The following is a 25,654-nucleotide window of genomic DNA, read 5'->3' as shown; positions in this document are numbered from 1 at the left end:
CACCGACGAACGGGTCCTACGCCGATCGACACTCCGCCAGCCGCTTTTCGAGGAAGTTCCGCTCCGCGTCGTTCTCCACGAGTTCCAGCGCCCGGCCGTACGCCTCGGCCGCCTCCGCCGTACGCCCCATGCGGCGCAGCAGATCGGCGCGGGTGGCTGGCAGCAGGTGGTAGTCGGCCAGATCACCCTCCTGTTCCAGTTCCGCGATCAGGGCGAGACCCGCCGCCGGGCCCTCGGCCATGCCGACCGCGACCGCGCGGTTGAGCCGCACCACGGCGGAGGGCACGAAGCGGGCCAGCTCGCCGTAGAGCCCCGCGATGTCGGCCCAGTCCGTCTCCTCGGCCGTGGCGGCGGTGGTGTGGCAGGCGGCGATGGCGGCCTGGATCTGGTACGGGCCGGGGCGGCCGCGGCGCAGCGCCGCCTCCAGCAGGGCGGCGCCCTCGTCGACGGCGGGCCGGTCCCAGGCCGTACGGTCCTGGTCCTCCAGTGTCACCAGCTGCCCCGCCTCGTCGACACGGGTGTCGCGCCGGGCGTCGTGCAGCAGAAGCAGCGCGAGCAGACCGAGCACCTCGGGCTCGTCCGGCATGAGGCGGGCCAGAACGCGGGCGAGGCGAATGGCCTCCGCGCACAGGTTCCTGCGCAGCAGATCGGCGCCTGACGTGGCGGCGTACCCCTCGTTGAAGAGGAGGTAGAGCACGCCGAGTACGCCGGTGGTGCGTTCGGGCAGCAGGTGTGCGGGCGGGACGCGGTAGGGGATGCCGGCGTTGCGGATCTTCCGCTTGGCACGGACCAGCCGCTGCGCCATCGTCGCCTCGGGGACGAGGAAGGCGTGCGCGATCTCGGGGGTGGTCAGGCCCGCGAGCGTACGCAGGGTCAGCGCCACCCGGGCCTCGATCGGCAGCGCCGGATGGCAGCAGGTGAAGATCAGCCGCAGCCGGTCGTCCTGCACACCACCGTCGTCCTCGAACTCCGGGTCGTACGGCCCCTCGTGGCGCGCCAGCACGGCCACCTCCCGCAGCTTCTCGGCCCCCACCGCCTGCCTGCGCAGCACGTCGAGGGCGCGGTTCTTCGCCGTCGTGGTCAGCCAGGCGCCGGGGCGGCGCGGCACTCCGTCGCGCCGCCACCGGTCCAGGGCCTGGGCGAAGGCGTCCTGTGCGCACTCCTCGGCGAGGTCCCAGTCGCCGGTCACCCGGATCAGGGTGGCGACGACCTGGCCCCATTCTTCGCGGAAGGCGGCGGCGACCGCGTTCTCGACGTCGTTCGCCGCCGGGTTCTCGTTCACTCCCAGACCGGCCGCACCTCCACCGATCCGCCGCCGCGTGCGGCGGGGTGGCGCGAGGCGAGGGCGATGGCCTCGTCGAGGTCGGCGACCTCGACGATGTCGATGCCCGCGATGTACTCCTTGGTGTCGACGAACGGCCCGTCGCTGAGCAGCACTTCGTCGCCCTGGACGCGCACGGTCGTGGCGTCGGTGGAGGGTCGCAGGCGTGCTCCGCCGCGGCCCAGGCCGCGCTCGCGCACCTCGTCGGCGTACGCGGTGAAGCGGGAGTCCTCGGCGATCTCCTCGGGGCCGAGTTCCTCGTCGGCGACGGGTGTGCAGATGAACAGCACGTACTTCATGACCGCTCGCCCTTGATGCCGATGTCGACGGGGACCGACGCGTGTTCGTGGTCGATGAGCCACCGGTCGGCCACGGCACGGTAGCCGGTGGTCACCCGTGCCACGCTGTCGAGCGGGTCGCCGGTGGTGAGCGTTCCCCGGACCCGGACGACACCGTGGCTGAAGGCGACGCTCTCGTCGACCCGGAGGCGGAACTCCAGCACCTCGCGCTCCACGGGTCCGGTGACGGTGGCGAAGAACCACTCCTGGGCCTTGCGGAGGGCGTCGAGTCCGCGCTGTTCCAGCCCGCTCATCGGGTGGACGACCTCGGTGTCCGGTGTGTAGCAGGCGAGCCGGCGCTCGATGTTCCGTTCACGCAGGGCGAGCGTGAGTTCGTTGTCGAGGCTGCGGATCGCCGTCTCGGCGTCCTCGCCCTCGTCGTCCCAGAACGGGCGCACCTCCATGGCTCCGATGGTCGCCACGGGGTGCTTCGCCGCCGCCTGGATCGCCTCCTCCAGGCTGGCGCAGTCGAGGATGTCGTATCCGGCGACGTACTCCTTCGTCTCCGCGAACGGCCCGTCGGTGCGCAGCACTTCACCGTCGCGGACGCGGACGGTGACGGCTTCGGCGGGCACGGCGAGTCGGTGGCCGTGCAGGCGCATGCCGCGGTCGCCGAGTTCCGCCACCCACGGTTCGACGGGGGTCATGCCGGAGGCGTCGGCGGTGTCGTCGCCGCAGACCAGCAGCATGTACTTCATGGTTCCTCCCGGTGCTCACGAGGTCCTGACGTCCCACCGACGAACGGGCCGGCGCCGAATCGACACCTCCATCCTCGCGGGTTCGCGCCGGGCATGCGGGAGAAGCCGGGACTCGGGTCCCGGGTCAGCCTCGGGAGGCTCCCGGCCGCACCGGCAGAGCCCGCACGCTGTTGCCGACGAAGCTGGAGTGGCGTGTCAGGTCCGCCTCGGGGACGGCGAGGTCGAGGTCGGGGAAGCGGGTGAACAGCCGCTCCAGGGCGATGGTGGACTCCAGGCGGGCGAGCGGGGCGCCGAGGCAGTAGTGGGCGCCGTGCCCGAGGGAGAGGTTGCGGGCGGCGCCGGGGCGGGCGGAGCGGGTCACGTCGAAGCGGTCGGCGTCCGGGCCGTGGGCGCCGGGGTCGCGTCCGGCGGCCGAGTATCCGGCGAGTACGGGCGTGCCCTTGGGGATCAGCGTTCCGTCGAGGGTGAGGTCGCGGACCGGGTAGCGGAAGGGGAAGTAGCTGACGGGCGCGTCCCAGCGCAGTGTCTCCTCGACCACGTCCGACCAGCTCGCCTCGCCCTTCCGCACGCTCTCCAGCTGGTCGCGGTGGCCGCACAGCGCGCGGACGGCGTTGGTGATGAGGTTGAGGGTGGTCTCGTGCCCCGCGATGATCATCAGCACCAGGGTGCCGATGAGTTCCTCCTGGCTGAGCCGGTCGCCTTCCTCGTCGCGGGCGGCGATCAGCGCGCTGGTGAGGTCGTCGCCCGGCCGTTCGGCCCGCGCGGCGGCCACCGAGGCGAGGACCGCGACCAGTTCGCGGTTGGCGGCGACGGCCTGCTGGGGTCCGATGTCGGTGGCCACCACCTGGCTGGAGAGATGGTGCAGCCGGTCGCGGTATTCGGCGTCGACGCCCAGCAGTTCGCCGATGACACCCATCGGCAGTGGCAGCGCGAAGTTCCGGCGCAGGTCGGCCACGCCGTCGTTCCCGTCCGCCGCGCGACCGAGGTCGTCGAGCAGTCCGTCGGTCAACTCCTCGATCCACGGCCGCAGTCGCTCCACGCGGCGAGGGGTGAACGCCGTGCTCACCAGCGATCTGAGCCGACGGTGGTCGTCGTCGTCCGCGGTCGTCATCCCGCGCACGGTGGCGAAGGTCATCAGTGGCCAGCCGGCGGCTATACGACCCTCCCGCAGGGCGGTGAAGTGCTGGGCACCCTTGGCGACCTCGGGGTGGGCGAGGAACTCCTTCAGCGCGTCGTGCCCGAGCACCGCCATGCCCTCCACCCCACCGGGCAGGACCACCCGGGCGACGCTCCCCCGCGCGAGCAGCCGCGCGTTGTCGGCGTGCGGGCAGCCGCCCGCGGGGTCCATGCGATGCGGGGTGCCTGGTGAGACGTCCACCGGTTTCTCCAGTCTGCGATGCCTGGTCGGGGTCGTACGACTTGGGGTCGTACGACGGTGATTCTGCCTGCTCACAGCGGTGTGCGCAGCAACTCGGAGAACCACTTGGGGTGTTGAGGGGTTCCTGTTGTGCCCGCTGGGGAAATGCGCGGGCCCCGCGCCGAGTTCCCCGGCGCGAGGCTCGCCCGGCGGGTCATCACGTGGGGGCGCGACGAAGCCGTAGATCGTCATCGCCCGGCCGGGCGCGACCGTGAACCGGTACGGACTGCGCCTCACTCCACGTCCAGCACCGCCTTCCCCCGAAGTCGCCGGTTGCCCAGCGCGTCCACAGCGTCCGCGATCTTGTCCCAGGGACCGCGCCAGCCGACCGGGACGCGGAGCCGGCCCGCGGCGACCAGGTCGAGCAGTCGGCGCAGTTGCGCATGGCGGTCGGTGAGGCCTCCGCCGTTGTAGACGGAGACGATCGCCTTGGGCGCCGGGCTGCCCAGGGTGGAGCCGACGGGCAGGACCGCCTCGCGTCCGGCGGCCCAGCCGACGCTCTGCAGGCTCCCACCGGACGCCAACAGGGCGTATGCAGCCACGAGTTGGTCCCCTCCCACGGTGTCGACCACGACGTCCACCGGAACGGTCACCGTATCGAGGCCGATCGCCACCTCGTCCGCACCGAGCTCGGACAGGCCCCGGGCACTCTCCTCGGAACCGGCGACCGCGACGACATACGCCCCGGCGAGCGTGGCCAGTTGCACGGCGAACCCGCCGACACCGCCGGACGCCCCGGTCACCAGCACTCGGCGGCCCAGCAGCGGCCCCGCCTGCTCCAGCGCCCGCAGTGCCGTGCCGGCGGCGACCGGCAGGGTGGCTGCCTCGCCCAGGTCGACGCCGTCGGGCACCACGGCCAGGTCAGCCGTGTCCATGGCGCGCAGCGCGCCGAAGCCGCCGCCCTCGGCGAAGCCCACGACCCGGCTGCCGACCCCGGGGCCGCTGCCGTCCGACGCCACGGCGACCACGACGCCCGCCGCATCGAAGCCGATCACCTCTCCGGGCTCCGCCCGCTCAGCGAAGAACAGCTCGGCCGCATTCAGCGAGGTGTGCCGGACCTCGACCAGGACCTGCCCGGGGCCGGGAATCGGATCAGGGGCCTCCCCCAGCCTCAGCCGGCCGGGTGCCTCGGGATCAACAATCAGTGCACGCACGGGAGTTACCCTTCTGGTCGCCGATGACTCGACAGCCACCAACTCGCGCCGAGCCGGAGTTCTTCCCGCCGTTCGCTGGTCGCACACGATTGGATGTCCCCATGACGAGCGCCGAGCACGAGCGGATGATGCGGGCCAACCAGGCCAACTGGGACGCGCGCACCCCCGTCCACCTCGCCAGCCGCTTCTACGGGCTGCACGAGAAGCTCGACCCGTCCCGCTGGTTCGCCGCCTTCGAGTGGGAGGACCTCGGGGACCTGACGGGTCTGGACGTGCTGCACCTCCAATGCCATCTCGGCACCGAGACGATCGCCTTCGCCGAGCGCGGCGCCCGTGCGGTCGGCCTGGACATCTCCGAGGAGTCGGTCAGGGCCGCGACCGACATCGCGGCGCGCGCGGGCGCCGACATCCCGTACGTACGGGCCAATGTGTACGACGCCGTGGATGCCCTGGAAGGGCGGCGGTTCGACGTCGTCTACACCGGCAAGGGCGCCCTGTGCTACCTGCCCGACCTCGATCGCTGGGCAGCGGTGGTGGCGCAACTTCTGCGGCCCGGGGGCCGGTTGTACATCGCCGAGTTCCATCCGCTGTTCAACTCCCTGGGCCCCAAGCCCGCCGAGGGCGAGGGCGGCGAACTGCTGCTGCGACACGACTACTTGGGCGGCCGGGACGCCGTCCACCGGGACGCGACGTACACCTACACGGACGGCCCGGCCGTGCGGGGCGCGACCGAGAGTTACGAGTGGATGCACGGACTGGGCGACGTCGTCAACGCCCTGATCGGCGCGGGTCTGCACATCCGGCGGCTGCGCGAGAGCGACGAACTGCCCTGGTCCCGCTGGCCGCAGATGACCCGCACCCCGTCCGGCTGGTGGCGCCTGCCGGAGACCGAACCGCGCATCCCACTGCTCTACGGCCTCCTCGCAAGCCGCTGACCTGCACCAAAACGACCCTCGACCCCGCTCCGCGAACGACTGAGGCGCACATCACAGTCACGCCGGGGTGCTGGGTGGTACAGTGCCGCTAGCACTTGTATACGCCCCGTCTCGGGCGCCGGTGCCAGTTCCACTTCTTCTCGCTGACTCGCCCGTCGTATCCCGACCGGCCGACCAGCTTCTTCGCACCACCTCGTGAGCACGGACTCGGGCATTTCCCGCCGTCCGCCCTACCCGAGGTGATGTCGTCCGCCGCACGGAGGCGTGAGCACGCCGCCTCCCCCGGCATTCCCCTCCCTCCCTCATGACCTCATGACTCCGTCCGCGAAAGGACCGATCACCATGACCACCACACTCGAACACCCTCCCGTACAGCAGCAGCTCCCGGCCCAGGCCTTCGGTGTCCTCGACATCGCCCAGGGCGGGCAGGGGTACCTGCGCGCCGCCGACAGCTGCCTGCCCGCGCCGACCGACATCCAGGTCTCCGCCGCGCTCATCCGCCGCCACGGCCTGCGCAAGGGCGACACCGTCGAAGGGGTGCGCGGCGGACCCCGCGCCCTCGCCGAGGTCGAGCGGATCAACGGCCGCACGCCCGAAGAGCTCAAGCGCCGCCCGCACTTCAGCGACCTCACCCCGCTGCACCCGCGCGACCGGCTGCGCCTCGAACACCCGGCGGGCGGGCCCTCCACCCGCCTCATCGACCTGGTCTCGCCGGTCGGCAAAGGCCAGCGCGGCCTGATCGTGGCCCCGCCCAAGACCGGCAAGACCGTGCTGCTCCAGCAGATCGCCGCCGCCGTGGCGGGCAACCACCCCGAATGCCACCTGATGGTGCTGCTGCTCGACGAGCGGCCGGAAGAGGTCACCGACATGCGGCGCTCGGTGCGCGGCGAGGTCTTCGCCTCGACGTTCGACAAGACGCCCAAGCAGCACATCGCACTCGCCGAGCTCGTCATCGAGCGTGCCAAGCGGCTCGTCGAGCAGGGCGAGGACGTCGTCATCCTGCTGGACTCCCTCACCCGGCTGTGCCGGGCGCACAACAACGCGGCCGCCTCCGGTGGGCGCACGCTCAGCGGCGGTGTCGACGCGAGCGCGCTGCAGGGCCCGAAGCGGCTGTTCGGTGCCGCCCGCCTCACCGAGGAGGGCGGCTCGCTGACCATCCTCGCCACCGCACTGGTGGAGACCGGCTCCCGTGCCGACGAATTCTTCTTCGAGGAGCTCAAGAGCACCGGCAACATGGAGCTCCGCCTCGACCGCACGCTGGCCTCCCGGCGCGTCTACCCGGCTGTCGACATCACCCCGTCCGGCACCCGCCGCGAGGAACTGCTGCTGCCCGCTGCCGAGTTGAGCGCCGTACGAGGACTGCGGCGCGCCCTGCAGACGCGGGACGGGCAGGCCAACCTCGAAACCCTCCTGGAGCGGATGCGCGCCACGCCCGACAACGCCACCTTCCTGCGGCAGGTCCAGCCGACGCTGCCCGCCTCCTGACACTCCGTCCGGCGTCAGCTTGTACGTGCCGAAGCCGAGCGTGCGGCCCGCACCCTCCGGCACCCCACCGGACACCTCTCGCGTGCGGCATCCGGGTGCTCGATCCCGTCGCTCGGCCCTGGCAGCCCGCTGTACGCCGTGTCCGTTCCTACGTTTGCGGTATGACCATCGGATCCTCATCCCGCATCGGTGTCATTCAGCGGGGCCCCGCCTCCCGGGCCGCCCTCTCCCGCGTCGCCGTCTCCTGCTCCGCCGTCTGCATGGTCGGTGCGCTGGCTCTCGCGCCGAGCCCGGCCGCCGCCCGTGCCGCGACGGACCCGGGCGCCCCGAGACCCAGCGCGTCACAGCAGCCCTCCCTCTACCGGTCGGACACCCAGGTACGGCCCCGCGCCGGGGCCCCCACGGTGCCCGAGGTCTCCGCCCTGTCCTGGCTGGTGGCGGACGCTCGTACCGGCGCGGTGCTCGCCGCGCACGACGCACACCGCAGGCTGCCCCCTGCCAGCACCTTGAAGACGCTCTTCGCGCTGACCGTGCTGCCGGTGCTGCCCGGCGGCCTGCGGCACACGGTCACCGAGCAGGAGCTGTCGGGGATCGGCGAAGGCAGCAGCCTGGTGGGCGTCGCCGAGGGGCACACCTATCGGGTGTCCGACCTGTGGCGCGGTGTCTTCCTCAACTCCGGCAACGACGCCGTGCACGTGCTGGCCGCGATGAACGGCGGCTGGCGCACCACGGCCGCCCGGATGCAGGCCAAGGCCCGCGCGCTGGGCGCCCGCGACACGCACGTCATCTCCCCCGACGGGTACGACACGCCGGGCCAGGTCTCCTCGGCGTACGACCTGGCCGTGTTCGGGCGGACCGGCCTCGGCAACGCTGACTTCGCGCGGTACTGCTCCACGGCGCAGGCCCAGTTCCCCGCGGGCGGGAACTCGTCGTACGCGATCCAGAACACCAACCGGCTGCTGAGCGGCGCGGACGGCGTGGAACCGTACCCCGGGATGATCGGCGTCAAGAACGGCTACACCACCAACGCGGGCAACACCCTCGTCGCCGCCGCGCGCCGCGGCGGGCGCACCCTGGTCGTCACGGTGATGAACCCTCAGGCGGGCGGCGGGTTCACCGTGTACGACGAGGCCCGCTCCCTGCTCGACTGGGGCTTCGGCGCGGCCGGACGCGTCGACCCCGTCGGGTCGCTCGTCGACTCGCGGGCCGTGCCGCGGTCGGGGCCCGCCGCCCTTCCCGCCACCGCCACCGTGGCCGCGCCGCTGTCCACCGGCGACGGACCCGGCTGGCCGGCGGCGGCCGGGATCGTCTGCGCGGCGGGCCTGGGCGCGGGGGGTGTGGCGCTGGCGCTGCGGCTCAAGGGCCGGCGGATCACGCGCGGCTGACGGATCGGCAGCCACAGCAGCAGTCCGAGGGTGATCCAGGTGTACGTGTTGCTGCCGAGGAAGCCGTCGATGCCGGACGCGTCGTGGAACCACAGCCACACCACGCTGCTGCACAGCACCGCGTACAGGGCGGCGGCGGTGCGCGGCCGGTGTCGGTGCAGCAGTACGGCGAAGGACGGCAGCAACCACACCAGGTGGTGCACCCAGGTGATGGGGCTGACCAGGCAGGCGGTGAGGCCCGTCAGGGCGAAGGCGGCCGGCCAGTCCTCGGCGGCCACCGCGCGCGATGCCCGCCACGCCCAGACGCACAGCACCGCGAGGGCGGCCACCGCCCATGCGGCCCGGCTCGGCTCGTGCGGCTGCGCGAGCCGAGCCAGCACGCCTTGCAACGACTGGTTGGAGACGTAGGCGAGGCGGCCGATGCGGGTGGTGTCCCACACCGCGTCGGTCCAGTAGAAGCGCGAGGCGTCCGGCGCCGCCCACGCCGCCAGGGCGGTGGCGGCAGCGGCGACGGACGACGCGACGGCGGCGGCGCGCCATCGCCGGGCGAGCAGCAGCAGCCCGATGAAGAGCACCGGCGTGAGCTTCACGGCCGCGGCCAGGCCGATGCCGACGCCCGCCCAGCTGCCCCGGCCGTTGGACAGCAGCCACGCGTCGCCGAGCACAAGGGCCAGCAGCAGCAGATTGACCTGCCCGAAGCTGAACGTGTCACGGACGGGTTCGAGCAGCGCCAGCAGACAGCCCGCCACGGCGAACCCGAACCAGCCGTAGCGGCGCAGCGCGGGCCCGACCAGGATCCACACCACAGCGCCCAGGGCCGCGAGGTTGAGCAGCAGCGAGACGACGATCGCCGCGCGGAGCCCGAGCGCGGCCATCGGCAGCATGCTGAGGGCGGCGAACGGCGGATAGGTGAAGCCGTACGTCGTCCCCGGCACCCGGTAGTCGTAGATCCGGCCGCTGTGGTGGATCCAGGCGTCCACAGCCCCGTAGTAGACGCGCAGGTCGAACCAGTCGCGCAGCAGGGGCACGGTCGCGGTGAACACGGTGACGGCAGCGGCGAGGGCCAGCAGCAGGAGCAGCCGTCCGCGGTCGGCGGGCAGAACGATCAGCCACCCACGATCCGTGCCCGAGCGGCTCACCGAAGCCGGGCGCGGCGCTCTCACGCCGCCCGCCCGAGCACCGGGGCATGGGCCGCCTGGTGGGCCTGCCAGAGTACGACCGCGGCCAGGGCGCCGCCGGAGACGGCGAGGACCACCTGGGCGGCGTCCGGGGGGCCGCCGCCGGGCAGGACGGCCAGCGCCAGGACGCAGGTCACGGCGGCGACGCGGGGGCCGACCGCTCCGCGGGGCGCGGCGGCGGCGATGAGGAACAGGCCCCACAGGGCGTACCAGGGCCGGATCGCGGGGCCGAGCGCGGCCATCGCGGCGAGGCTCAGCCCCAGCGCGTAGACCGGGCCGGGTTTGAGCCGCAGCCAGATGAACAGGACGACCAGCACGGTCGCGCCGAGTCCGGCCGCCTGCCACAGCGGCAGGGCCAGCGGGGCGAGGCCGCTGCCGAGGTGGTGAAGCAGGGCGCCGGTGGCGCGGCCGAGGACGCTGGTGGGCGCCCAGTTGTGCGGGGAGACCGGCGTCTTCAGGGCTGCTATCCAGCCATATCCGGTACCGGCTGCGGCCGTTGCCGCCGCCGTCGTGGCCAGGGCGACGCCTGCCGTGGTGAGGACGGTTCGTCCCAGGCCCCGGCGGCCGCGCAGCGCGACCACCGCCAGCAGGCCGAGCGCGGCGGGCGCCTTGACCAGCGCCGCCAGCGTCACGAGGACGACGCCCAGGACGTGCCACCGGCCGCGCGCGGCGACCAGCCCGATACCGAGCAGGCCGAGCATGAGGGCGTCGTTGTGCGCGCCGGCCACCAGATGCAGCAGGACCAGGGGGTTGAGCGCGCCCAGCCACAGCGCGGCAGCCGGGTCGGCGCCGCTGTGCCGGGCCAGCCGGGGCAGCGCGGCCGCCATCAGGGCCACGCCGAGCAGGGCCACCAGACGCATACCGATCAGCCCGGCCGGCACGTCGCCCCGGGTGAGGCCGGACAGCGCGGAAGCGACGGCGAGGAAGACCGGGCCGTACGGTGTCGCGGTCTGCTGCCACATCGGCGCCACCTCGTCGGCGAGCGGGCCCCCGAGTTGCGCGGGCCCGTGCGCGTACACGTCGAGGTGCGCGTCGACCATGGCGCCCTGCGCGAGATAGCTGTACACGTCCCGGCTGAACAGCGGCGGCGCCAGCAGCAGCGGCGCCGCCCAGACGGCGAGCACGCCCAACAGGGCGCGTACGGGCGGCGGTTCGGGGCCGCGTACGACCTTGCCCAGCAGCGCCCAGGCGGCGATCAGCAGGACGACGCCGAAGTACACGCCGACCAGGCCGAGCGCGCCGCGTGCGGAGGCGGGATCGAGCAGCTCCCGCACCGGCAGGGCCCCGGCCGTCTCACCGCCCAGCGCCAACGCGGCGGTACCGGCCAGGCCCAGGGCCTGACAGCGGCGTAGATCGACGGGAAAAGCCATGGCCAACACTCGGGCAGCGTGTCAACGCCGGATGGCCGGAAGGCGACACACTTCCCTCGGGGCGACGGCCTGCGTGTGACCGCCGTGTGATCGGTCCTCGGTCAGACCTCGGGCTCGACCGCCGGGGTCACCCCACGGCTTCGACCGCCGCGGTCAGCCGGGCGATGGCCGACAGGTCCGGCAGGCTGTTCAGGGTGGTGACGACCTGGTTGCCGGCGAACTCGCGCTGCGCGGGCGTCACGGCCGGATCGATGGCGCACTCGGCCTGGACGCGGACGTAGTTGAGGTCGGTCGCGAACAGCATCGAGAAGGAATCCGGACCCTTGACGGCGGCGCGGCCTCCGGCCCTGCGATAGGCGCGCATCAGTCGCCGGGCGGAATCGGTGTTCGCCTCGCTGCCGCCCGACCACACGTACAAGGCTTTGGCGAGTTCGCGTTCCGCGGAGATGGTCCCGGCGTTGTCCCAGTCCAGAAGGACCGGTCCGTCCGTGCGGACCAGGACGTTCTGGGGCTGAAGGTCGAGATGTGACGTCACCAGATCGCCGGAGCCGGACGGGGACACCCACCGGGCCAGCTCCGTCGCGGACGTCGCGATGAACCGGCCCAGCTGGTCCGCCCACTCCAGCCCGGCCTGCTGAACCTCCTTGTGGAGCTTCTTCCAGTCGGTGTCCTGAGGGCACTGCTCGTACCAGGGATCCGGCGCCCCGCTCGCGCCCTCTCCCGCCGTGTGCAGGAGCGCCATGGCCCGGCCGAACCAGTCCAGGATCTCCGGATCGGACGGGTCCGCCTTCGTACCGTCGATCCAGTCGTACAGCTTGACGTAGGACGCCGTGGAACCACCGGAAGAGGCGGCGAGCTGCGAGACGTGTGCGCCGTGGCGGTTGGGAAAGAGCCGCGGCGACGCGATGCCCAGGTCCTCCGCGGCCTGCCGTAGCGCGGCCTCCCGGTCGACCTGCTCTTCGTCGCAGCCGAAGAGGAGCTCCTTGATCGCCCATGAGGAGCCGTTTCCGGAGAGCCTCCAGATCTGGCCCAGTGCGCCACGGGTGATGGGTGTCATCGTCCACGGCCCGGCGCCGAGCGCGTAGGTGTCCGCCACTAAGTCCGCTGTGTCGTGCACGCAGATGCCTCTCCGGATGCTGATGACCGGCGTCGACTATATGCCCGGGATTGATCCATGTGCGATCGCCGCCGCCGGAGCGATGAGTTCTCCCGGTGCCGCCGGTCTGCCTGGTATCCCCATACGGCTGCCCCGGAACGGACGTGATGACGATGACGAACAGCTCTGCGTACGCCAAGGTCAACGGCCTGGAGATGTACTACGAGATCCACGGCGCCGAGCACGACACCGGGCGCCCGCTCGTCCTGTTGCACGGCGGCGTTCTCACCATCGAGCTGGCCTTCGCGGCCGTGCTGCCCGCCCTGGCCGCCGGACGGCGTGTCGTGGCTCCGGAGCTTCAGGGACACGGCCGTACCGCGGACACCGAGCGCGCCATGACCGTGTCGAACCTGGCCTCCGACGTGGTGGCGCTGCTGGACGAACTCGGCGTCGAGCAGGCGGACTTCCTCGGCTTCAGCCTCGGCGGCCTGACCGCGCTGGAGATCGCCGTGCGCCACCCCGAGCGGGTCGGGAAGCTGGTGCTCGCCTCCACCCAGTACACGCAGGACGGCTACCACGACGACATCCGCACGCCCGACTACACCTCCCCGCGCCTGCCGAGCCAGGCCGACTTCCAGGAGATGGCGGAGGCGTACGCGGCCGTCGCACCCCATCCCGAGCACTTCCAGGACTTCATCGGCAAGTGCACGGCCGCGGCGCACGCCCCGCTGCCCTGGGGCGCCGACGACCTGCGCGGGCTGGCGGCACCCACGCTCCTGGTCATCGGCGACACCGACTTCGTGCGGATCGAGCACGCGGCAGAGATGCAGGGCCTCATCCCCGACGCCCGGCTGGCGGTCCTGCCCGCGACCGCCCACATGGCGCTGATGCAGCGGACGGAGCTGCTGCTGCCCGTGGTGACCGAGTTCCTCGGCTGACTCCGAGTGGCCGAGCTCAGAACACCGACAGCCCCGTCAGCGTGGTGAAGCGGTCCAGGGCGGCGACGCCCGCCACGGAGTTGCCGCGCTGGTCCAGGCCGGGGCTCCACACGCACAGGGTGCAGCGGCCGGGGACGACCGCGATGATGCCGCCGCCCACGCCGCTCTTGCCGGGCAGGCCCACACGGTAGGCGAAGTCGCCGGCCGCGTCGTAGGTGCCACAGGTGAGCAGGACGGCGTTGACCTGCTTGGCCTGGCTGCGGGTGAGCAGCCGGGAGCCGTCGGCGCGGATGCCGTGCCGGGCCAGGAATCCGGTGGCCAGCGCGAGGTCGGCGCAGGACGCCTCGATGGAGCACTGGCGGAAGTACTGGTCGAGGAGGACCGGCACCGGGTTGTCGATGTTGCCGTAGGAGGCCATGAAGTGGCCGAGGGCGGCGTTGCGGTCGCCGTTCGCGGCCTCGGAGGCGGCGACGCCCTTGTCGAAGGTGAGCGCCAAGTTGCCGCTCTCGGCGCGCAGGAAGTCGAGCAGGGTGGCCGCCGCGTCGCCGGTCTGGGTCTGCAGCCGGTCGGTGACGACGAGGGCGCCCGCGTTGATGAACGGGTTGCGCGGGATGCCGTTCTCGTACTCCAGCTGGACCAGGGAGTTGAACGGGTTGCCGGACGGTTCGCGGCCGACGTGCTCCCACAGTTCGTCGCCCTCGCGGGCCAGGTCGAGGGCGAGGGTGAAGACCTTGGTGATGGACTGGGTGGAGAAGGGCTGGCGCCAGTCCCCGACGCCGTAGACCGTGCCGTCGAGCTCGGCGACGGCCATGCCGAAGCTGCGCGGGTCGCAGGCGGCGAGCGCCGGGATGTAGTCGGCGGGCCGCCCGCGACCGGGAGTCTGCGCGATCTCGGTGGCGATGCGCTCCAGGACCGGTTGGAAGGTCAGCGACGGAGACATGATCACCATTGTGCCGTCCGGCCGGTCCTGGTGCTCATCGGATCAGATCCCCTGCGCGCCGCTGGTGCCGGCGAGCACCTCGGGCCGCAGCAGCGCTTCGAGCCGCTCGGCGGGCAACAGGCCCTTCTCCAGGACGAGTTCGGCCACGCCGCGTCCGGAGGCGAGGGCCTCCTTGGCGATGTCGGTGGCTGCCGTGTAGCCGATGTGCGGGTTGAGGGCGGTCACCAGGCCGATGGAGCTCTCGACGCTTGCGCGCAGCCTCTCGGTGTTGGCGGTGATCCCGACGACGCAGCGCTCGGCGAGGGTCAGGCAGGCGGTCCGCAGGTGGGTGATGCTCTCGGACAGGGAGTGCAGGATGATCGGCTCGAAGGCGTTCAGCTGGAGCTGTCCGGCCTCGGCGGCCATGGTGATGGTGACGTCGTTGCCGATCACCTCGAAGGCGACCTGGTTGACGACCTCGGGGATCACGGGGTTGACCTTGCCGGGCATGATGCTCGAACCGGCCTGCACGGGCGGCAGGTTGATCTCGCCCAGGCCCGCGCGCGGCCCGGAGGACAGCAGCCGCAGGTCGTTGCAGCTCTTGGAGAGTTTGACGGCGATCCGCTTGAGCACGCCCGACATCTGCACGAACGCGCCGCAGTCCTGGGTGGCCTCGACCAGGTTGGCCGCGGTCACCAGGGGCAGTCCGGTGATGTCGGCGAGGTGGCGGCGCGCGGATTCGGCGTATCCGGCAGGGGCGTTGAGGCCGGTGCCGATGGCGGTGGCACCGAGGTTGATCTCGTGGATCAGCTCGACGGCCTCGGCGAGGCGGCTGCGGTCCTCGTCCAGCATGACCGCGAACGTCGAGAACTCCTGGCCCAGGGTCATGGGTACGGCGTCCTGGAGCTGGGTGCGCCCCATCTTGAGGACATCGCGGAACTCGACGGCCTTGGCGGCGAAGGCGTCCTGGAGCACGGCCATCGCCTTGAGCAGACCGCGCACCGCGAAGACCGTGGCGATCTTGACGGCGGTCGGGTAGACGTCGTTGGTGGACTGGCCGAGGTTGACGTCCTCGTTGGGGTGCAGGCGCCGGTAGTCGCCCCTGGCGTGGCCGAGCAGCTCCAGCGCCCGGTTGGCGACGACCTCGTTGGCGTTCATGTTGGTCGAGGTGCCGGCGCCGCCCTGGATGACGTCGACGACGAACTGCTCGTGCAGCTTGCCGTCGCGGATCTCCCGGCAGGCCTCGACGATGGCCGCCGCCTTCGCGGGCTCCAGCAGTCCGAGCTCCTCGTTCGCGCGGGCAGCAGCCTCCTTCACGGCGGCAAGGGCGTCGATCAGGTGCGGGTAGGCGGAGATCGGCGTGCCCGTGATGGGGAAGTTCTCCTTGGCGCGCAGGGAGTGGATGCCCCAGTACGCCTCGGCGGGGACGTCGCGGTCGCCGAGCAGGTCGTGCTCGCTGCGATGGGTTGCGGCGGTCATGTCGGTGCGGGTCTTCTTTCGGGAGAGGGCGTACGGGGGCCGGAGCGGGCGCGTCGGGTGTACGTGGGCGGGAGCGACCGGATCGGGATCAGGCGTACGTGGGCCGGGCGATCGGGTCGAGGGCGCGGACGGGGCGGATGCTGCCGACCACCGCGTCGCCGCCGAGCAGCGGGGCCCCGGCGAACTCGGCTAGTGCCGCGGGGTCGACGCCGGCGCGGGCGAGGGCAGCGGCGGCCACCGGCACGCGGGCCCGGTCGGCGCCGTCGGCGATCTTCACGGCGACGGCGCGGCCGTCGGGCAGCGCGGCGACCTGGACGCCTTCGAAGCCGTCCTTGGCGAGCAGCCCCGGTACGGCCCGCATCAGCGCGGCGACGTCGCGGCCCGAGCCGGAGGCCATCTCGGCGTGCTCGCGCATCGCGTCGGCCACCTGCGCCTCGGGGGTCCCCGGTGCGGCGGTGGTGATCCGGGCTGCGGCGCGGGCGAGGCCGTGCAGGGAGATGGAGAAGAGGGGCGCTCCGCAGCCGTCGACGGTGACCCGGGCGATCTCCTGGCCGGTGAGGTCCTCGACGATCTCGGCGATGGCCTGTTGCAGGGGGTGCCCGGGGTCGAGGTAGTCGTCGAGCGACCAGCCGCCCAGCCGGGCGGTCATCAGCATGGCCGCGTGCTTTCCCGAGCAGTTCTGGGCGAGCCGGGAGGGCATCCGGCCCTCGCGCACCCAGGCCTCCCGGACGACCGGGTCGAAGGGCAGGTCGGGGGCGTTGCGCAGGGCGCTCTCGGGCAGTCCGGCCAGCTCCAGGATGCGCCGGCTGCCGGCCAGGTGGCGTTCCTCGCCGGAGTGGCTGGCCGCGGCGAGGGACAGCAGTTCGCCGTCCAGCGGCAGCCCGGCCCGCAGCATCGCCACGGCCTGGACGGGCTTGAGCGCGGAGCGGGGGTAGAAGGCGGCCTCGATGTCGCCGATCTGGAGGTCGACGTTGCCGTCGGCGGCGAGGACGACCACCGAGCCGTAGTGGATGCCCTCGACGACGCCGCCACGGACGAGCCTGGCGACGGGTGCGTGCAGGGGTTCGCGGATCGTGGGCGCCGCGGCGACCGAACTGCCGTACATCACTGCCTGGTTCACTTGTCTGCCTCGACCTGTATCGCGGCCACGCGGCGGCGCACTCCGTACCATCCGGCGACGAGCGCCGCGGCGATCAGCGGGAGACACAGCACGGTGGTGCGGCCGGCGCCTCCGTCGGCGTACATCAGCACGAGCACGGAGACGAGGAAGCCGATGGTGACGATCTCGGTCCACGGCGAGCCCGGGAGGCGGTAACCCGGCCTGGACAGCTCGCCGTTCTGGGTCTTCCGCCAGAACAGCAGGTGGCAGAGCATGATCATGCCCCAGGTGGAGAGGATGCCGATCGCCGCGAAGTTCAGCACGATCTCGAAGGCGTCGGCGGGGACGACGAAGTTGAGGCCGACGCCGAGGACGCAGATGCCGCTGGTGAGCAGGATGCCGCCGTAGGGGACCTGGCTGCGGCTCATGTTGCCGGTGAACTTCGGTGCGGAGCCGGACATCGCCATGGAGCGCAGGATGCGGCCGGTGGAGTACAGGCCGGAGTTGAGCGAGGACATGGCGGCGGTGAGGACGACGAGGTTCATGACGCCGCCGGCCGCCGGGATGCCGATGTTGGAGAGCACGGTCACGAAGGGGCTCTCGACGGACGTGTACTTGTTCCAGGGCAGCAGCATCGAGAGCAGGACGACCGAGCCGACGTAGAAGAGGCCGACGCGCCACATGATCGAGTTGATCGCCTTCGGCATGATCTTCTCGGGGTTCTCGGTCTCGCCCGCCGCGACACCGACCAGTTCGACGGAGGCGTAGGCGAAGACGACGCCCTGGATGATCAGCAGCATGGGCAGCAGGCCGTTGGGGAAGATGCCGCCGTTGTCGGTGATCAGGGACGGGCCGGGGTTGTGGCCGTCGACGGGGTGCTGGGTGACGAGCAGGAAGATGCCGATCAGCATGAAGATCACGAGCGCGCTCACCTTGATGATGGCGAACCAGAACTCCAGTTCGCCGAACATCTTCACGGATATCAGGTTCACGGTGAGGACGACGGCGAGCGCGATGAGCGCGATCACCCACTGCGGGATGTCGGAGAACATGCCCCAGTAGTGGGTGTAAAGGGCGACGGCGGTGATGTCGGCGATGCCGGTGGTCGCCCAGTTCAGGAAGTACATCCAGCCCGCGACGTAGGCGCCCTTCTCACCGAGGAACTCGCGGGCGTACGACACGAACGCGCCGGAGGACGGGCGGTAGAGGACGAGTTCGCCGAGCGCTCGGACGACGAGGAAGGCGAAGATGCCGCAGACCGCGTAGGCGACGAAGAGGGAGGGGCCGGCGTCGGCGAGGCGGCCGCCGGCGCCGAGGAAGAGGCCGGTGCCGATGGCGCCGCCGATGGCGATCATGTTGACGTGCCGGGACTTCAGGGACTTGCTGTAGCCGGCGTCTCCGGCGTCGACGTGCGCGGCCGGTTGCCTGGTGGGCAGGGTCTCGTCTTTGAGGAACTGCTCGCTCACGCTTCGGTTCCGCCTTCCGTGGGGGTGTCCGCGTGCGGGGAGCGCACGATGTCGGTGAGGGTTGTCTCGACCCGGTCGAGGTGGTGGGACATGGCTTCCACCGCGTCGCGCTCGCTGCCGTCGATGAGGGCCTCGACGATCGCCCGGTGCTCGCGGTTGGACTGCTCGCGCCGGCCGCCCAGCTCGTTGAGGAAGGCCGACTGGCGGGCCAGCGCGTCCCGGATCTCCTCGATGACCCGGCGGAAGACCGGGTTCTGGGCTGCCTGGGCGACAGCGAGGTGGAAGAGCGTGTCCATGGCGACCCACGCGGTGGTGTCGGTCTCGTGTTCCATGCGGTCCAGCAGATGCGCCAGGTGGTCGAGGTCCTCGGGTGTGCGCCGCGCGGCGGCGTACCCGGCGACCGGGATCTCGACATGCCGACGCACTTCGAGCAGGTCGCTGGCCGCGTAGTCGCCGAAGGTGGGGTCCTCGACGGTGTTGGCGACGACGAAGGTGCCCTTGCCGGTCTTGGAGACGGTCAGGCCCATGGTCTGCAGGGCCCGCAGGGACTCGCGCAGCACGGGCCTGCTGACCTCCAGGAGACGGCACAGCTCCGCCTCGGAGGGGAGCTTGTCCCCCACCGCGTACTCACCGCGCTCGATGGCGCTGCGCAGATGACCGAGGACCGCTTCCATGGCACTGACGCGCCGCGGGCCGAGACCACCTGTCTGGCTGTCTGACAGGTTCACGGGGGTGATCCTCCGGGTGGCGAGAGGGGGCTGTCAAGGGGACTGGTATTTAAATTTTCACGGGGCGTGATACCTGAATACCGGTATCACGCCCCGCGGGACACATGAGAGACCAGCCGAACACGCCCGCGGCCGGCGGTTCGCCAGAGATCAGAGGGTGCCCGAAGCCAGCAGGCCGAACAGCAGCACACCGATGACAAGCCGGTAGATCACGAACGCGTTGAAGGAGTGCTTGGCGACGAACTTCAGCAGCCAGGCGATCGAGCCGTACGCCACCACGAACGACACGACCGTGCCCGCGACCAGCGGGGCCGCACCCACGCCCGCGCCCAGCGCGTCCTTCAGCTCGTACAGGCCGGCGCCGGTCAGCGCGGGGATGCCGAGGAAGAAGGAGAGACGGGTGGCCGCGACCCGGTCCAGGTCCAGGATGAGCGCCGTGGACATGGTGGCGCCGGAGCGGGAGAAGCCCGGGAAGAGCAAGGCGAGGATCTGGGAACTGCCGACCAGCATGGCGTCCTTGAACGTCGTGTCGTCCTCACCGCGCTTGTGCCGACCCATCTGGTCCGCCGCCCACATCACGGCGCTGCCGGCGATCAGCGAGCCCGCCACCACCCAGAGCGAGGCGAGCGGCCCTTCGATGAGCGGCTTGGCGGCCAGGCCCACGATCACGATCGGGATGGTCGCGTAGATGACCCACCAGGCGAACTTGTAGTCGTGGTGGTAGCGCTCCTCCTTGTCGGCCAGGCCACGGCCCCATGCGGAGACGATCCGCACGATGTCCTTGAAGAAGTACACGAGGACGGCGGCGATGGCGCCGACCTGGATCACGGCCGAGAACCCGACGACGGCGTCATCGTCGACGGGGATGTCCATGAGCCCTTCGGCGATCTTGAGGTGACCGGTGGAGGACACGGGGAGGAATTCGGTCACGCCCTCGATCGCTCCGAGGACGACGGCCTGACCGACGCTAATGACGCTCATGGGATCCAGTTCTGATGAGTTGGTCGACAGTGCTGTAGACAGTCTTACTACGGCGGGCGCGGTTCAGGTGACTACGCCCAGAGGGCCTGGGCCGCCGACACCCCGACAAATGCGGCGCCGAGGCCCACCACCACACTCCCGACGACGTTGGCGGCAGCGTAGAGCCCCGCGCCGGTCTCGGTCAGCCGCAGGGTCTCGTACGAGAAGGTCGAGTACGTCGTCAGGGCCCCGCACAGGCCGGTGCCGAGGAGGAGCTGGAGATGGGAACCGGCGGCGCCCTCGGCCACCGCGCCGGTCAGCAGGCCGAGGATCAGGCAGCCGGTGACGTTCACCGCGAACGTTCCCCAGGGGAAGAGCGAGTCGTGCCGGGACTGCACCGCGCGGTCGGTGAGGTAGCGCAGCGGGGCGCCGACCATGGCGCCCGCGACGACCAACAGCCAGTTCACAACGACTTCTTACCCTTCGTGTCCGTTTTGCCGGGGCTGTCTTCGCGGCCGATATACCTGATGACCTCGCAGTCGTCGAGGATGACCAGGCCCTCGCCGACGAGCTCGTCGAGCTGCGGCAGGAAGGCGCGCACGCGCTCCTCGGTGTCGACGATCACGATCGCGACGGGCAGGTCCTCACTGAGGGACAGCAGCCGCGAGGTGTGGATCAGGGAGGAGGCGCCGAAGCCCTCGATGCCGCGGAACACGCTGGCGCCGGCGAGGCCCGCCGCGTGGGCGCGGTGCACGATCTCGGAGTAGAGCGGCTTGTGGTGCCAGGTGTCGTTCTCGCCGATGAAGACGGTCACGCGCAGGGCGCTGCCGGTCAACCTCGTCATGACTGCCTCCACTTCAGGACGCGGCGGGCCGCCGTCACCGCGAGCCACACCGCCGCGAGCGCCGCGAGCAGGGTCGCGGCGAGATAGGCGAGCCCGGTGCGCGGATGGCCCGTGTCGACCAGTTTCTGGATGTCGACGGCGTACGTCGAGAAGGTGGTGAAGCCGCCGAGCACCCCGGTGCCGAAGAAGGGCCGCACCAGCCGGTGGGCCGCCCAGACGTCGGTGATGACGACCATGAAAACGCCGATCACCGCGCAGCCGACCACGTTCACCCAGAACGTGGTCCAGGGAAACCCGCCTGTCTGCACCGGCCAGAGCTGCGCCGCCCCGTACCGGGCCGAGGCCCCCACTCCGCCGCCGAGCGCGACGGCGGCCACGATCGGCGCCTGGCCTCGCCATCCAGGAGTGCGCCGGGCTGTCGGGCGGGGAGCCGCCCCGGAGTGCGCGATGTCGTCGACCCTGTCGGGGTGCGGGACCGTCATGTCCGTCCGTCTCCTACTCGCCGGGGCCCGGGAACCCGGGCGCGCTCGCTCGCAAGTAGGGACCGTTGGCGGCCGTGCTGCCGCGGTTCGGGTACGGCGGGCCCCACCGCCGCGCCACGACGCAAGATCGCGGCCGCTGAACAGCGTAACGCCGGGGGCGTGGGCCGCGCACACTCAGGTCAGCCGGTGGACGTGGGCAGGTCGCACACCGCGATGCCGCGCTCCCAGAGGCTGCCCAGGACCAGGTGCCCGTCGGCCTCGCAGACGCTGGTGACCATACGGAACGGGGAGCGCCGGCGCTCCAGATGGTGGACGGTGCGGCCCTCGTCGTCGACGGCCAGGACGGCGGCGAGGCCCGGCGGGCGGAACGGTGCCCGCACGGCCACCCGGGCGGCGGCTGCGCGCAGGGCCGGGCCGCGGCGGTGCAGGAGCTCCAGCGGGGGCACACGGGGCCCGGCGAGCGCCACCCAGATCGGTCCGCCCGGGCTGCGCCACAGGTTGTCCGGCTGCCCCGGCAGATCGTCGGCGAAGACCTCGCTGCGGCCCGCCGTCGGCCCGGTGAGCCAGTAGCGGGTGAGGCGCCGGGTGCCGGTCTCGGCGACGACGAGGAAGGACTCGTCGGCCGCCGGAGCGAGTCCGTTGGCGAACTGCAGTCCCTCCAGGAGCACTTCGGGTTCCTTCTCGCCGGGTGCCAGGCGCAGCAGCCGACCGCTCGCGGTGTGCTCGACCAGATCGCCGATCCACTGCTCCAAGGGGTAACTCCGGCTGGAGACCGTGAAGTAGACGGTCCCGTCCGACAGTGCGACCACGTTGCTGCAGAACCGCAACGCCTGTCCGTCCACCGAGTCGGCGAGGACACGTACGGCGGCGTCGCCGAGCGAGATCCGCAGCAGGCCCCGGAGCGCGTCGCAGACCAACAGGTCGCCGTCCGGCAGGAGTTCGAGCCCCAGGGGCCTGCCGCCGGTGTCTGCGAGCGTCTCGACCCGGGTGCGGTCGGGGTCCGCGATGCCGTCCAGGCGCAGGATACGGCCGTCGTCGACGCCGGTCAGCACCCGGCCGCGTGCGTCGGCGACGACGTCCTCGGGGCCGTGTCCGCCGATCCCGACGAGACGACGGGGTTCGAGGGCCGCAGGGCGGTGGGTCGCGCTTAGGTGAGCCATGTCTGCGTAGGCTGCCGCGATCCGCGTCCCGGGGCAAGCAGGCGCCGCGTACGCCGTGCGGAGCGCGTGACCGGATCGTTCCGGTACGGGCCTGGATCGGGCCTGCGGAACGGGCATCGGCGCAGACCAGAATGGGGGACATGAACCGAGCGCTGATCGTCATCGATGTCCAGGAATCCTTCCGTGCCCGCAAGCAGTGGGAGCAGATCGCCAACCCGAAGATCGCGGACCCGGTCAACCGGCTGGTCCGTCTCGCCCGCGAGAGCGGCGACCTGGTGGTGTGGGTCCTGCACAACGAGCCCGGCACCGACAACGTGTTCGACCCGGCCCAGGGGCACGTACGGCTGCTGGAGGAGTTGGAGCAGCCGCTGCCCGGCGAGCCGGTCCTGCACAAGACGTCCCACAACGCCTTCACCACCACCAACCTGCAGCAGCGGCTGACCGAGGCCGGCGTACGCGAGCTGTCGGTCTGCGGCATCCGCACCGAGCAGTGCGTGGAGACCACCACCCGGCTCGGCAGCGACCTCGGCTACCGGATGACCTTCGTGACCGACGCGACGACCACCAACCCGATCGGCGACCTCGGCGCGGATGCGATCATCGAGCGCACCGAGGCGGTCCTGCGCGACCGCTTCGCACGGATCGCCACGGTGGCCGAACTGGAGGCGGAGAGGGGAGCATCCCAGGCGTGAGCCTAGTCGTCTTCCTCCTGCTGCCCGGAGTCCACCTGCTCGACCTGGCCGGTCCGGCCCAGGCCTTCAGCACGGCGGCGGACTTCGGGCTGCCCTACCGGATCGACTACGTCGGCGAGCAGGAGCAGGTGTGCAGCGCCCAGGGTCTGCCGCTGACCGCGCGGACCGAATGGCCGGACCTGGTCGCCGATGACCTCGTGGTGGTGCCGGGCTGGCGGGCGCCCACCCTGCGAGGCGGCCCGCAACCGGGTCCCGCCACGCTGGAGCGGCTGCGCGCCCACCACGCCGCCGGAGGCACCGTCGCCAGCGTGTGCGCCGGAGCGGAGGCGCTGGGCCTCGCGGGACTGCTGGACGGGCGCCGGTGCACCACCCACCACGAGCTCCAGGACGAACTGGCCGCCCGCCATCCCCGGGCGATCGTGGTCCGGGACGTGCTATTCACCACCGACGAGCGGGTGGTGACGTCGGCGGGCATCGCCAGCGGCATCGATCTGGCGCTGCATCTGCTGGCCGTCCGCCACGGCGCGGCTCGCGCCGCCCAGGTGGCGCGGAACATGGTCGTCTACGCCCGCCGCAACGGCCACGAACCGCAGGCCAGCGCCATGCTGCGGCACCGCTCCCACCTGGACGACACCGTCCATCGGGTCCAGGACCTCATCGACGCACGCTTCACCGAGCCACTCCCCCTCGCCAGGCTGGCGGCCTGCGCCGGGGTCAGCGAACGCACCCTGACCCGGCTGTTCCACCGCGCCACCGACGGCCTCACCCCGCTGCGCTACCAGCAGATGCTCCGGCTGGAACGCGCCGAGCACCTGATCAGTCATGGCGCGACGGTGGAGAGCGCGGCCCGCGATGTCGGCTTCGAGGACGCCCGGATGCTGCGCCGGCTGCGCCACCGGGCGCCCTCCGCGGCATCCGCGGCATACGCGGCATCCGGCGGGCCTGCTTCACACGGCGCGCAGGAGGTCAGCGGCGCGGGTGTCCGTCGCGCGTCGGCGGCTGCGTCCGGCCCTGCTCCTGCTGGGCGGCCTGCGCCTGGGTGGCGATGACCGCGGCCTGGACCCGGCGCTCCACACCGAGCTTGGACAGCAGCCGCGAGATGCCGTTCTTCACCGTCTTCTCGGCGAGGTAGAGCCGCTTGCCGATCTCCTTGTTGGTCAGCCCCTCCCCCACCAGCATCAGGATCTCCCGCTCGCGGTCGGTCAGGTCGGGCAGCCCGGACGTCGGCGCCTCGGGTTCGTTGCCGCCGCGCAGCCGCGCCATCAACCGGGTGGTGGCTCCCGCGTCGAGCATCGACTGGCCCGAGGCCACCGTGCGGACCGCGCTGACCAGGTCGGTTCCGGAGATCTGCTTGAGCACATAGCCGGAGGCTCCCGCCATGATCGCGTCGAGCAGGGCCTCCTCGTCGTCGAAGGAGGTGAGCATCAGACAGGCCAACTCCGGCATACGGGAGCGCAGTTCACGGCACACGCTGACCCCGTCGCCGTCGGGCAGCCGTACGTCGAGCACCGCCACCTGCGGGCGCAGCGCCGGAATGCGCACCAGGGCCTGTTCGGCCGTGGCCGCCTGGCCCACGACCGTCAGGTCGGGCTCGGCCTCCAGGAGGTCGTGCACCCCCCGCCGCACCACTTCGTGGTCGTCCAGGAGAAACACCGTCACCGGGGCCTTCTCCGGGGTTCCGGCAGTGCCGTCCGTCATCACGCAGCTCCGTCTCCGTTTGTTGTCCCGCCCTCACGAGACCTCCGCATCCTCACTCCGGCCAGGCCGAAAGACCAGGGCCGAATGGTCCCCTCTGCTGCGCCTGGGACCCGCGGTGCACGTCCCGCTGCCGCCCGCCCTGGCGTGCCCAGGGTGGCCGCCGGCCGGACTTTCGGGACCTTTGGCCCCCTTGCGGGGACGGGGTGGACCTGCCAGGGCCGTGGCCGGGCCTGATTGGCTGGCCATGGCGCGGGACAACCGGACGGCACCCGGTCCACTCCCGGCGCCACGCACGCCGTCCGCTTCCGCGACACCTTGGACGGCGTACGGCCCCGCAGTACCCGGACGCCGCCCGCACCGGCGCCGTCCCGGACCCCTGGAGGCCTTGCCATGACCACTCCTCCTGTCGCCCTGATGACCCGGTCGGCGAACGAGACGACCACCGTTGTGCACGTCACCGGCGAACTCGACCTGGCGACCGTGCCGTTGATCGAACCCGAGCTGCACGCGCTGGCGGTGCGCGCCGGTCCCGATCTCGTCCTCGACCTCTCGGGGCTCTCGTTCTGCGACAGCTCCGGCGTCGGCCTCTTCCGGCGGCTGCACCAGCGCTGCGTCCGGGCGGGCACCCGGCTGCGGCTGCGCAACGTCCAGCCGCTGCCGGCGAAAGCGATCCGCGTGCTTCAGCTGGACCTTGTCGTGCGGTGCCATTTCGCCTGAGGGCACTCGCCTTTCACGTCACGTCACGTCACGTCACGTCACGTCACGCTGCGATGGGGCGTGGGCCGGGGCTGCTCTCCGACCCGCCACGACGG

At 71.8% G+C, this 25,654-nt stretch carries 24 protein-coding genes and 2 pseudogenes; 7 read left to right on the top strand and 19 right to left on the bottom strand.

What is annotated here, in order from left to right:
- Nucleotides 1–16: 16 nt before the first annotated feature.
- From AB5J56_RS41705 to AB5J56_RS41685, 5 genes are all read right to left on the bottom strand, one after another.
- Nucleotides 17–1,282, bottom strand: coding sequence for an RNA polymerase sigma factor (locus AB5J56_RS41705; protein ID WP_369241137.1), 1,266 nt, complete (start codon nt 1,280–1,282; stop codon nt 17–19).
- Nucleotides 1,279–1,620, bottom strand: a complete 342-nt coding sequence (locus tag AB5J56_RS41700; protein ID WP_369241135.1) for a YciI family protein — start codon at nt 1,618–1,620, stop codon at nt 1,279–1,281. Before AB5J56_RS41700 ends, AB5J56_RS41705 begins: the two co-directional genes overlap by 4 nt.
- On the bottom strand, nt 1,617–2,357 hold the full coding sequence (locus AB5J56_RS41695) for a YciI family protein (protein ID WP_369241133.1): 741 nt from the start codon (nt 2,355–2,357) through the stop codon (nt 1,617–1,619). Before AB5J56_RS41695 ends, AB5J56_RS41700 begins: the two co-directional genes overlap by 4 nt.
- Nucleotides 2,358–2,481: 124 nt before the next feature.
- Complete coding sequence (locus AB5J56_RS41690; RefSeq protein ID WP_369243094.1) at nt 2,482–3,705, bottom strand: cytochrome P450; 1,224 nt, start codon at nt 3,703–3,705, stop codon at nt 2,482–2,484.
- 302 nt (nt 3,706–4,007) lie between these two features.
- Nucleotides 4,008–4,928: a zinc-binding dehydrogenase gene (locus AB5J56_RS41685; RefSeq protein ID WP_369241131.1), complete on the bottom strand. Its 921-nt coding sequence runs from the start codon at nt 4,926–4,928 to the stop codon at nt 4,008–4,010.
- A 101-nt stretch (nt 4,929–5,029) separates the two neighbouring features.
- On the opposite strand from AB5J56_RS41685, the gene AB5J56_RS41680 reads away from it, so the two are divergent.
- From AB5J56_RS41680 to AB5J56_RS41670, 3 genes and pseudogenes are all read left to right on the top strand, one after another.
- A complete protein-coding gene (locus AB5J56_RS41680; RefSeq protein ID WP_369241129.1) occupies nt 5,030–5,863 on the top strand; it encodes a class I SAM-dependent methyltransferase in 834 nt (277 codons plus the stop codon).
- Between the two features lie 342 nt (nt 5,864–6,205).
- A complete protein-coding gene (rho, locus tag AB5J56_RS41675) occupies nt 6,206–7,348 on the top strand; it encodes a transcription termination factor Rho (RefSeq protein ID WP_369241127.1) in 1,143 nt (380 codons plus the stop codon).
- 161 nt (nt 7,349–7,509) lie between these two features.
- Nucleotides 7,510–8,433 (top strand): annotated as a pseudogene (locus AB5J56_RS41670) (D-alanyl-D-alanine carboxypeptidase family protein); the annotation flags it as partial.
- A gap of 11 nt (nt 8,434–8,444) precedes the next feature.
- Here AB5J56_RS41670 and AB5J56_RS41665 read toward each other — a convergent pair.
- From AB5J56_RS41665 to AB5J56_RS41655, 3 genes are all read right to left on the bottom strand, one after another.
- On the bottom strand, nt 8,445–9,839 hold the full coding sequence (locus AB5J56_RS41665; RefSeq protein ID WP_369243092.1) for a glycosyltransferase 87 family protein: 1,395 nt from the start codon (nt 9,837–9,839) through the stop codon (nt 8,445–8,447).
- A 53-nt stretch (nt 9,840–9,892) separates the two neighbouring features.
- Nucleotides 9,893–11,281, bottom strand: a complete 1,389-nt coding sequence (gene mptB, locus AB5J56_RS41660) for a polyprenol phosphomannose-dependent alpha 1,6 mannosyltransferase MptB (RefSeq protein ID WP_369241125.1) — start codon at nt 11,279–11,281, stop codon at nt 9,893–9,895.
- Nucleotides 11,282–11,408: 127 nt separating this feature from the next.
- Nucleotides 11,409–12,398, bottom strand: coding sequence for a phosphotransferase enzyme family protein (locus AB5J56_RS41655; RefSeq protein ID WP_369241123.1), 990 nt, complete (start codon nt 12,396–12,398; stop codon nt 11,409–11,411).
- A 152-nt stretch (nt 12,399–12,550) separates the two neighbouring features.
- Here AB5J56_RS41655 and AB5J56_RS41650 point away from each other — a divergent pair, with 152 nt between their 5' ends.
- Nucleotides 12,551–13,315, top strand: coding sequence for an alpha/beta fold hydrolase (locus AB5J56_RS41650; protein WP_369241121.1), 765 nt, complete (start codon nt 12,551–12,553; stop codon nt 13,313–13,315).
- Between the two features lie 16 nt (nt 13,316–13,331).
- On the opposite strand, the gene AB5J56_RS41645 is transcribed toward AB5J56_RS41650, so the two are convergent.
- The 10 genes from AB5J56_RS41645 to AB5J56_RS41600 all read right to left on the bottom strand — a co-directional run bounded on the left by AB5J56_RS41645 (nt 13,332) and on the right by AB5J56_RS41600 (nt 22,452).
- On the bottom strand, nt 13,332–14,264 hold the full coding sequence (locus AB5J56_RS41645; RefSeq protein WP_369241119.1) for a glutaminase: 933 nt from the start codon (nt 14,262–14,264) through the stop codon (nt 13,332–13,334).
- Between the two features lie 33 nt (nt 14,265–14,297).
- Nucleotides 14,298–15,713, bottom strand: coding sequence for an aspartate ammonia-lyase (gene aspA, locus AB5J56_RS41640; protein ID WP_369241117.1), 1,416 nt, complete (start codon nt 15,711–15,713; stop codon nt 14,298–14,300).
- A gap of 88 nt (nt 15,714–15,801) precedes the next feature.
- The gene (locus AB5J56_RS41635; protein ID WP_369243090.1) at nt 15,802–16,818 is read right to left on the bottom strand and encodes an asparaginase; all 1,017 of its coding nucleotides are present in this window, start codon (nt 16,816–16,818) and stop codon (nt 15,802–15,804) included.
- A gap of 11 nt (nt 16,819–16,829) precedes the next feature.
- On the bottom strand, nt 16,830–18,278 hold the full coding sequence (locus AB5J56_RS41630; protein ID WP_369241115.1) for an amino acid permease: 1,449 nt from the start codon (nt 18,276–18,278) through the stop codon (nt 16,830–16,832).
- A complete protein-coding gene (locus AB5J56_RS41625) occupies nt 18,275–19,006 on the bottom strand; it encodes a FadR/GntR family transcriptional regulator (protein ID WP_369241113.1) in 732 nt (243 codons plus the stop codon). Before AB5J56_RS41625 ends, AB5J56_RS41630 begins: the two co-directional genes overlap by 4 nt.
- A gap of 150 nt (nt 19,007–19,156) precedes the next feature.
- Nucleotides 19,157–19,987, bottom strand: coding sequence for an undecaprenyl-diphosphate phosphatase (locus tag AB5J56_RS41620; RefSeq protein ID WP_369241111.1), 831 nt, complete (start codon nt 19,985–19,987; stop codon nt 19,157–19,159).
- A gap of 71 nt (nt 19,988–20,058) precedes the next feature.
- Entirely contained in the window at nt 20,059–20,433 is a 375-nt protein-coding gene (crcB, locus tag AB5J56_RS41615) for a fluoride efflux transporter CrcB (protein WP_369241110.1), read from the bottom strand.
- Nucleotides 20,430–20,810 (bottom strand): DUF190 domain-containing protein, encoded by a 381-nt coding sequence (locus AB5J56_RS41610; protein WP_369241108.1) that lies wholly within the window; start codon nt 20,808–20,810, stop codon nt 20,430–20,432. Before AB5J56_RS41610 ends, crcB (AB5J56_RS41615) begins: the two co-directional genes overlap by 4 nt.
- Nucleotides 20,807–21,292: a fluoride efflux transporter CrcB gene (crcB, locus tag AB5J56_RS41605; protein WP_369241106.1), complete on the bottom strand. Its 486-nt coding sequence runs from the start codon at nt 21,290–21,292 to the stop codon at nt 20,807–20,809. Before crcB (AB5J56_RS41605) ends, AB5J56_RS41610 begins: the two co-directional genes overlap by 4 nt.
- A gap of 179 nt (nt 21,293–21,471) precedes the next feature.
- Nucleotides 21,472–22,452 carry an SMP-30/gluconolactonase/LRE family protein gene (locus tag AB5J56_RS41600; protein ID WP_369241104.1) on the bottom strand — a complete coding sequence of 327 codons (981 nt, stop codon included), beginning with the start codon at nt 22,450–22,452 and terminating at the stop codon, nt 21,472–21,474.
- Nucleotides 22,453–22,592: 140 nt separating this feature from the next.
- Between AB5J56_RS41600 and AB5J56_RS41595 the strand changes: the two genes are divergently transcribed.
- Both AB5J56_RS41595 and AB5J56_RS41590 read left to right on the top strand, forming a co-directional pair.
- Complete coding sequence (locus AB5J56_RS41595) at nt 22,593–23,144, top strand: cysteine hydrolase family protein (RefSeq protein ID WP_369241102.1); 552 nt, start codon at nt 22,593–22,595, stop codon at nt 23,142–23,144.
- Nucleotides 23,141–24,046, top strand: a pseudogene (locus AB5J56_RS41590) (GlxA family transcriptional regulator); the annotation flags it as partial. The gene AB5J56_RS41595 and the pseudogene AB5J56_RS41590, both read left to right, overlap by 4 nt.
- Before the next feature lie 64 nt (nt 24,047–24,110).
- Here the strand turns inward: AB5J56_RS41590 and AB5J56_RS41585 are convergent.
- Complete coding sequence (locus AB5J56_RS41585) at nt 24,111–24,842, bottom strand: response regulator (protein WP_369241100.1); 732 nt, start codon at nt 24,840–24,842, stop codon at nt 24,111–24,113.
- A gap of 390 nt (nt 24,843–25,232) precedes the next feature.
- Between AB5J56_RS41585 and AB5J56_RS41580 the strand changes: the two genes are divergently transcribed.
- On the top strand, nt 25,233–25,559 hold the full coding sequence (locus AB5J56_RS41580) for an STAS domain-containing protein (RefSeq protein ID WP_369241098.1): 327 nt from the start codon (nt 25,233–25,235) through the stop codon (nt 25,557–25,559).
- Nucleotides 25,560–25,654 lie beyond the last annotated feature (95 nt).

Source organism: Streptomyces sp. R21 (assembly GCF_041051975.1).
Taxonomy (GTDB): Bacteria; Actinomycetota; Actinomycetes; order Streptomycetales; family Streptomycetaceae; genus Streptomyces.
Note: the sequence above shows the minus strand (reverse complement) of the source record. Positions and strands in the feature narration are given on the sequence as shown.

Excerpts from the sequence above, each read along its gene's own strand:
- AB5J56_RS41700 (WP_369241135.1), bottom strand. The coding sequence starts at position 1,620 with ATGAAGTACGTGCTGTTCATCTGCACACCCGTCGCCGACGAGGAACTC.
- AB5J56_RS41695 (WP_369241133.1), bottom strand. The coding sequence starts at position 2,357 with ATGAAGTACATGCTGCTGGTCTGCGGCGACGACACCGCCGACGCCTCC.
- AB5J56_RS41690 (WP_369243094.1), bottom strand. The coding sequence starts at position 3,705 with ATGGACCCCGCGGGCGGCTGCCCGCACGCCGACAACGCGCGGCTGCTC.
- AB5J56_RS41680 (WP_369241129.1), top strand. The coding sequence starts at position 5,030 with ATGACGAGCGCCGAGCACGAGCGGATGATGCGGGCCAACCAGGCCAAC.
- rho (WP_369241127.1), top strand. The coding sequence starts at position 6,206 with ATGACCACCACACTCGAACACCCTCCCGTACAGCAGCAGCTCCCGGCC.
- mptB (WP_369241125.1), bottom strand. The coding sequence starts at position 11,281 with ATGGCTTTTCCCGTCGATCTACGCCGCTGTCAGGCCCTGGGCCTGGCC.
- AB5J56_RS41650 (WP_369241121.1), top strand. The coding sequence starts at position 12,551 with ATGACGAACAGCTCTGCGTACGCCAAGGTCAACGGCCTGGAGATGTAC.
- AB5J56_RS41645 (WP_369241119.1), bottom strand. The coding sequence starts at position 14,264 with ATGGTGATCATGTCTCCGTCGCTGACCTTCCAACCGGTCCTGGAGCGC.
- aspA (WP_369241117.1), bottom strand. The coding sequence starts at position 15,713 with ATGACCGCCGCAACCCATCGCAGCGAGCACGACCTGCTCGGCGACCGC.
- AB5J56_RS41635 (WP_369243090.1), bottom strand. The coding sequence starts at position 16,818 with ATGTACGGCAGTTCGGTCGCCGCGGCGCCCACGATCCGCGAACCCCTG.
- AB5J56_RS41620 (WP_369241111.1), bottom strand. The coding sequence starts at position 19,987 with ATGAGCGTCATTAGCGTCGGTCAGGCCGTCGTCCTCGGAGCGATCGAG.
- AB5J56_RS41610 (WP_369241108.1), bottom strand. The coding sequence starts at position 20,810 with ATGACGAGGTTGACCGGCAGCGCCCTGCGCGTGACCGTCTTCATCGGC.
- crcB (WP_369241106.1), bottom strand. The coding sequence starts at position 21,292 with ATGACGGTCCCGCACCCCGACAGGGTCGACGACATCGCGCACTCCGGG.
- AB5J56_RS41600 (WP_369241104.1), bottom strand. The coding sequence starts at position 22,452 with ATGGCTCACCTAAGCGCGACCCACCGCCCTGCGGCCCTCGAACCCCGT.
- AB5J56_RS41595 (WP_369241102.1), top strand. The coding sequence starts at position 22,593 with ATGAACCGAGCGCTGATCGTCATCGATGTCCAGGAATCCTTCCGTGCC.
- AB5J56_RS41585 (WP_369241100.1), bottom strand. The coding sequence starts at position 24,842 with ATGACGGACGGCACTGCCGGAACCCCGGAGAAGGCCCCGGTGACGGTG.
- AB5J56_RS41580 (WP_369241098.1), top strand. The coding sequence starts at position 25,233 with ATGACCACTCCTCCTGTCGCCCTGATGACCCGGTCGGCGAACGAGACG.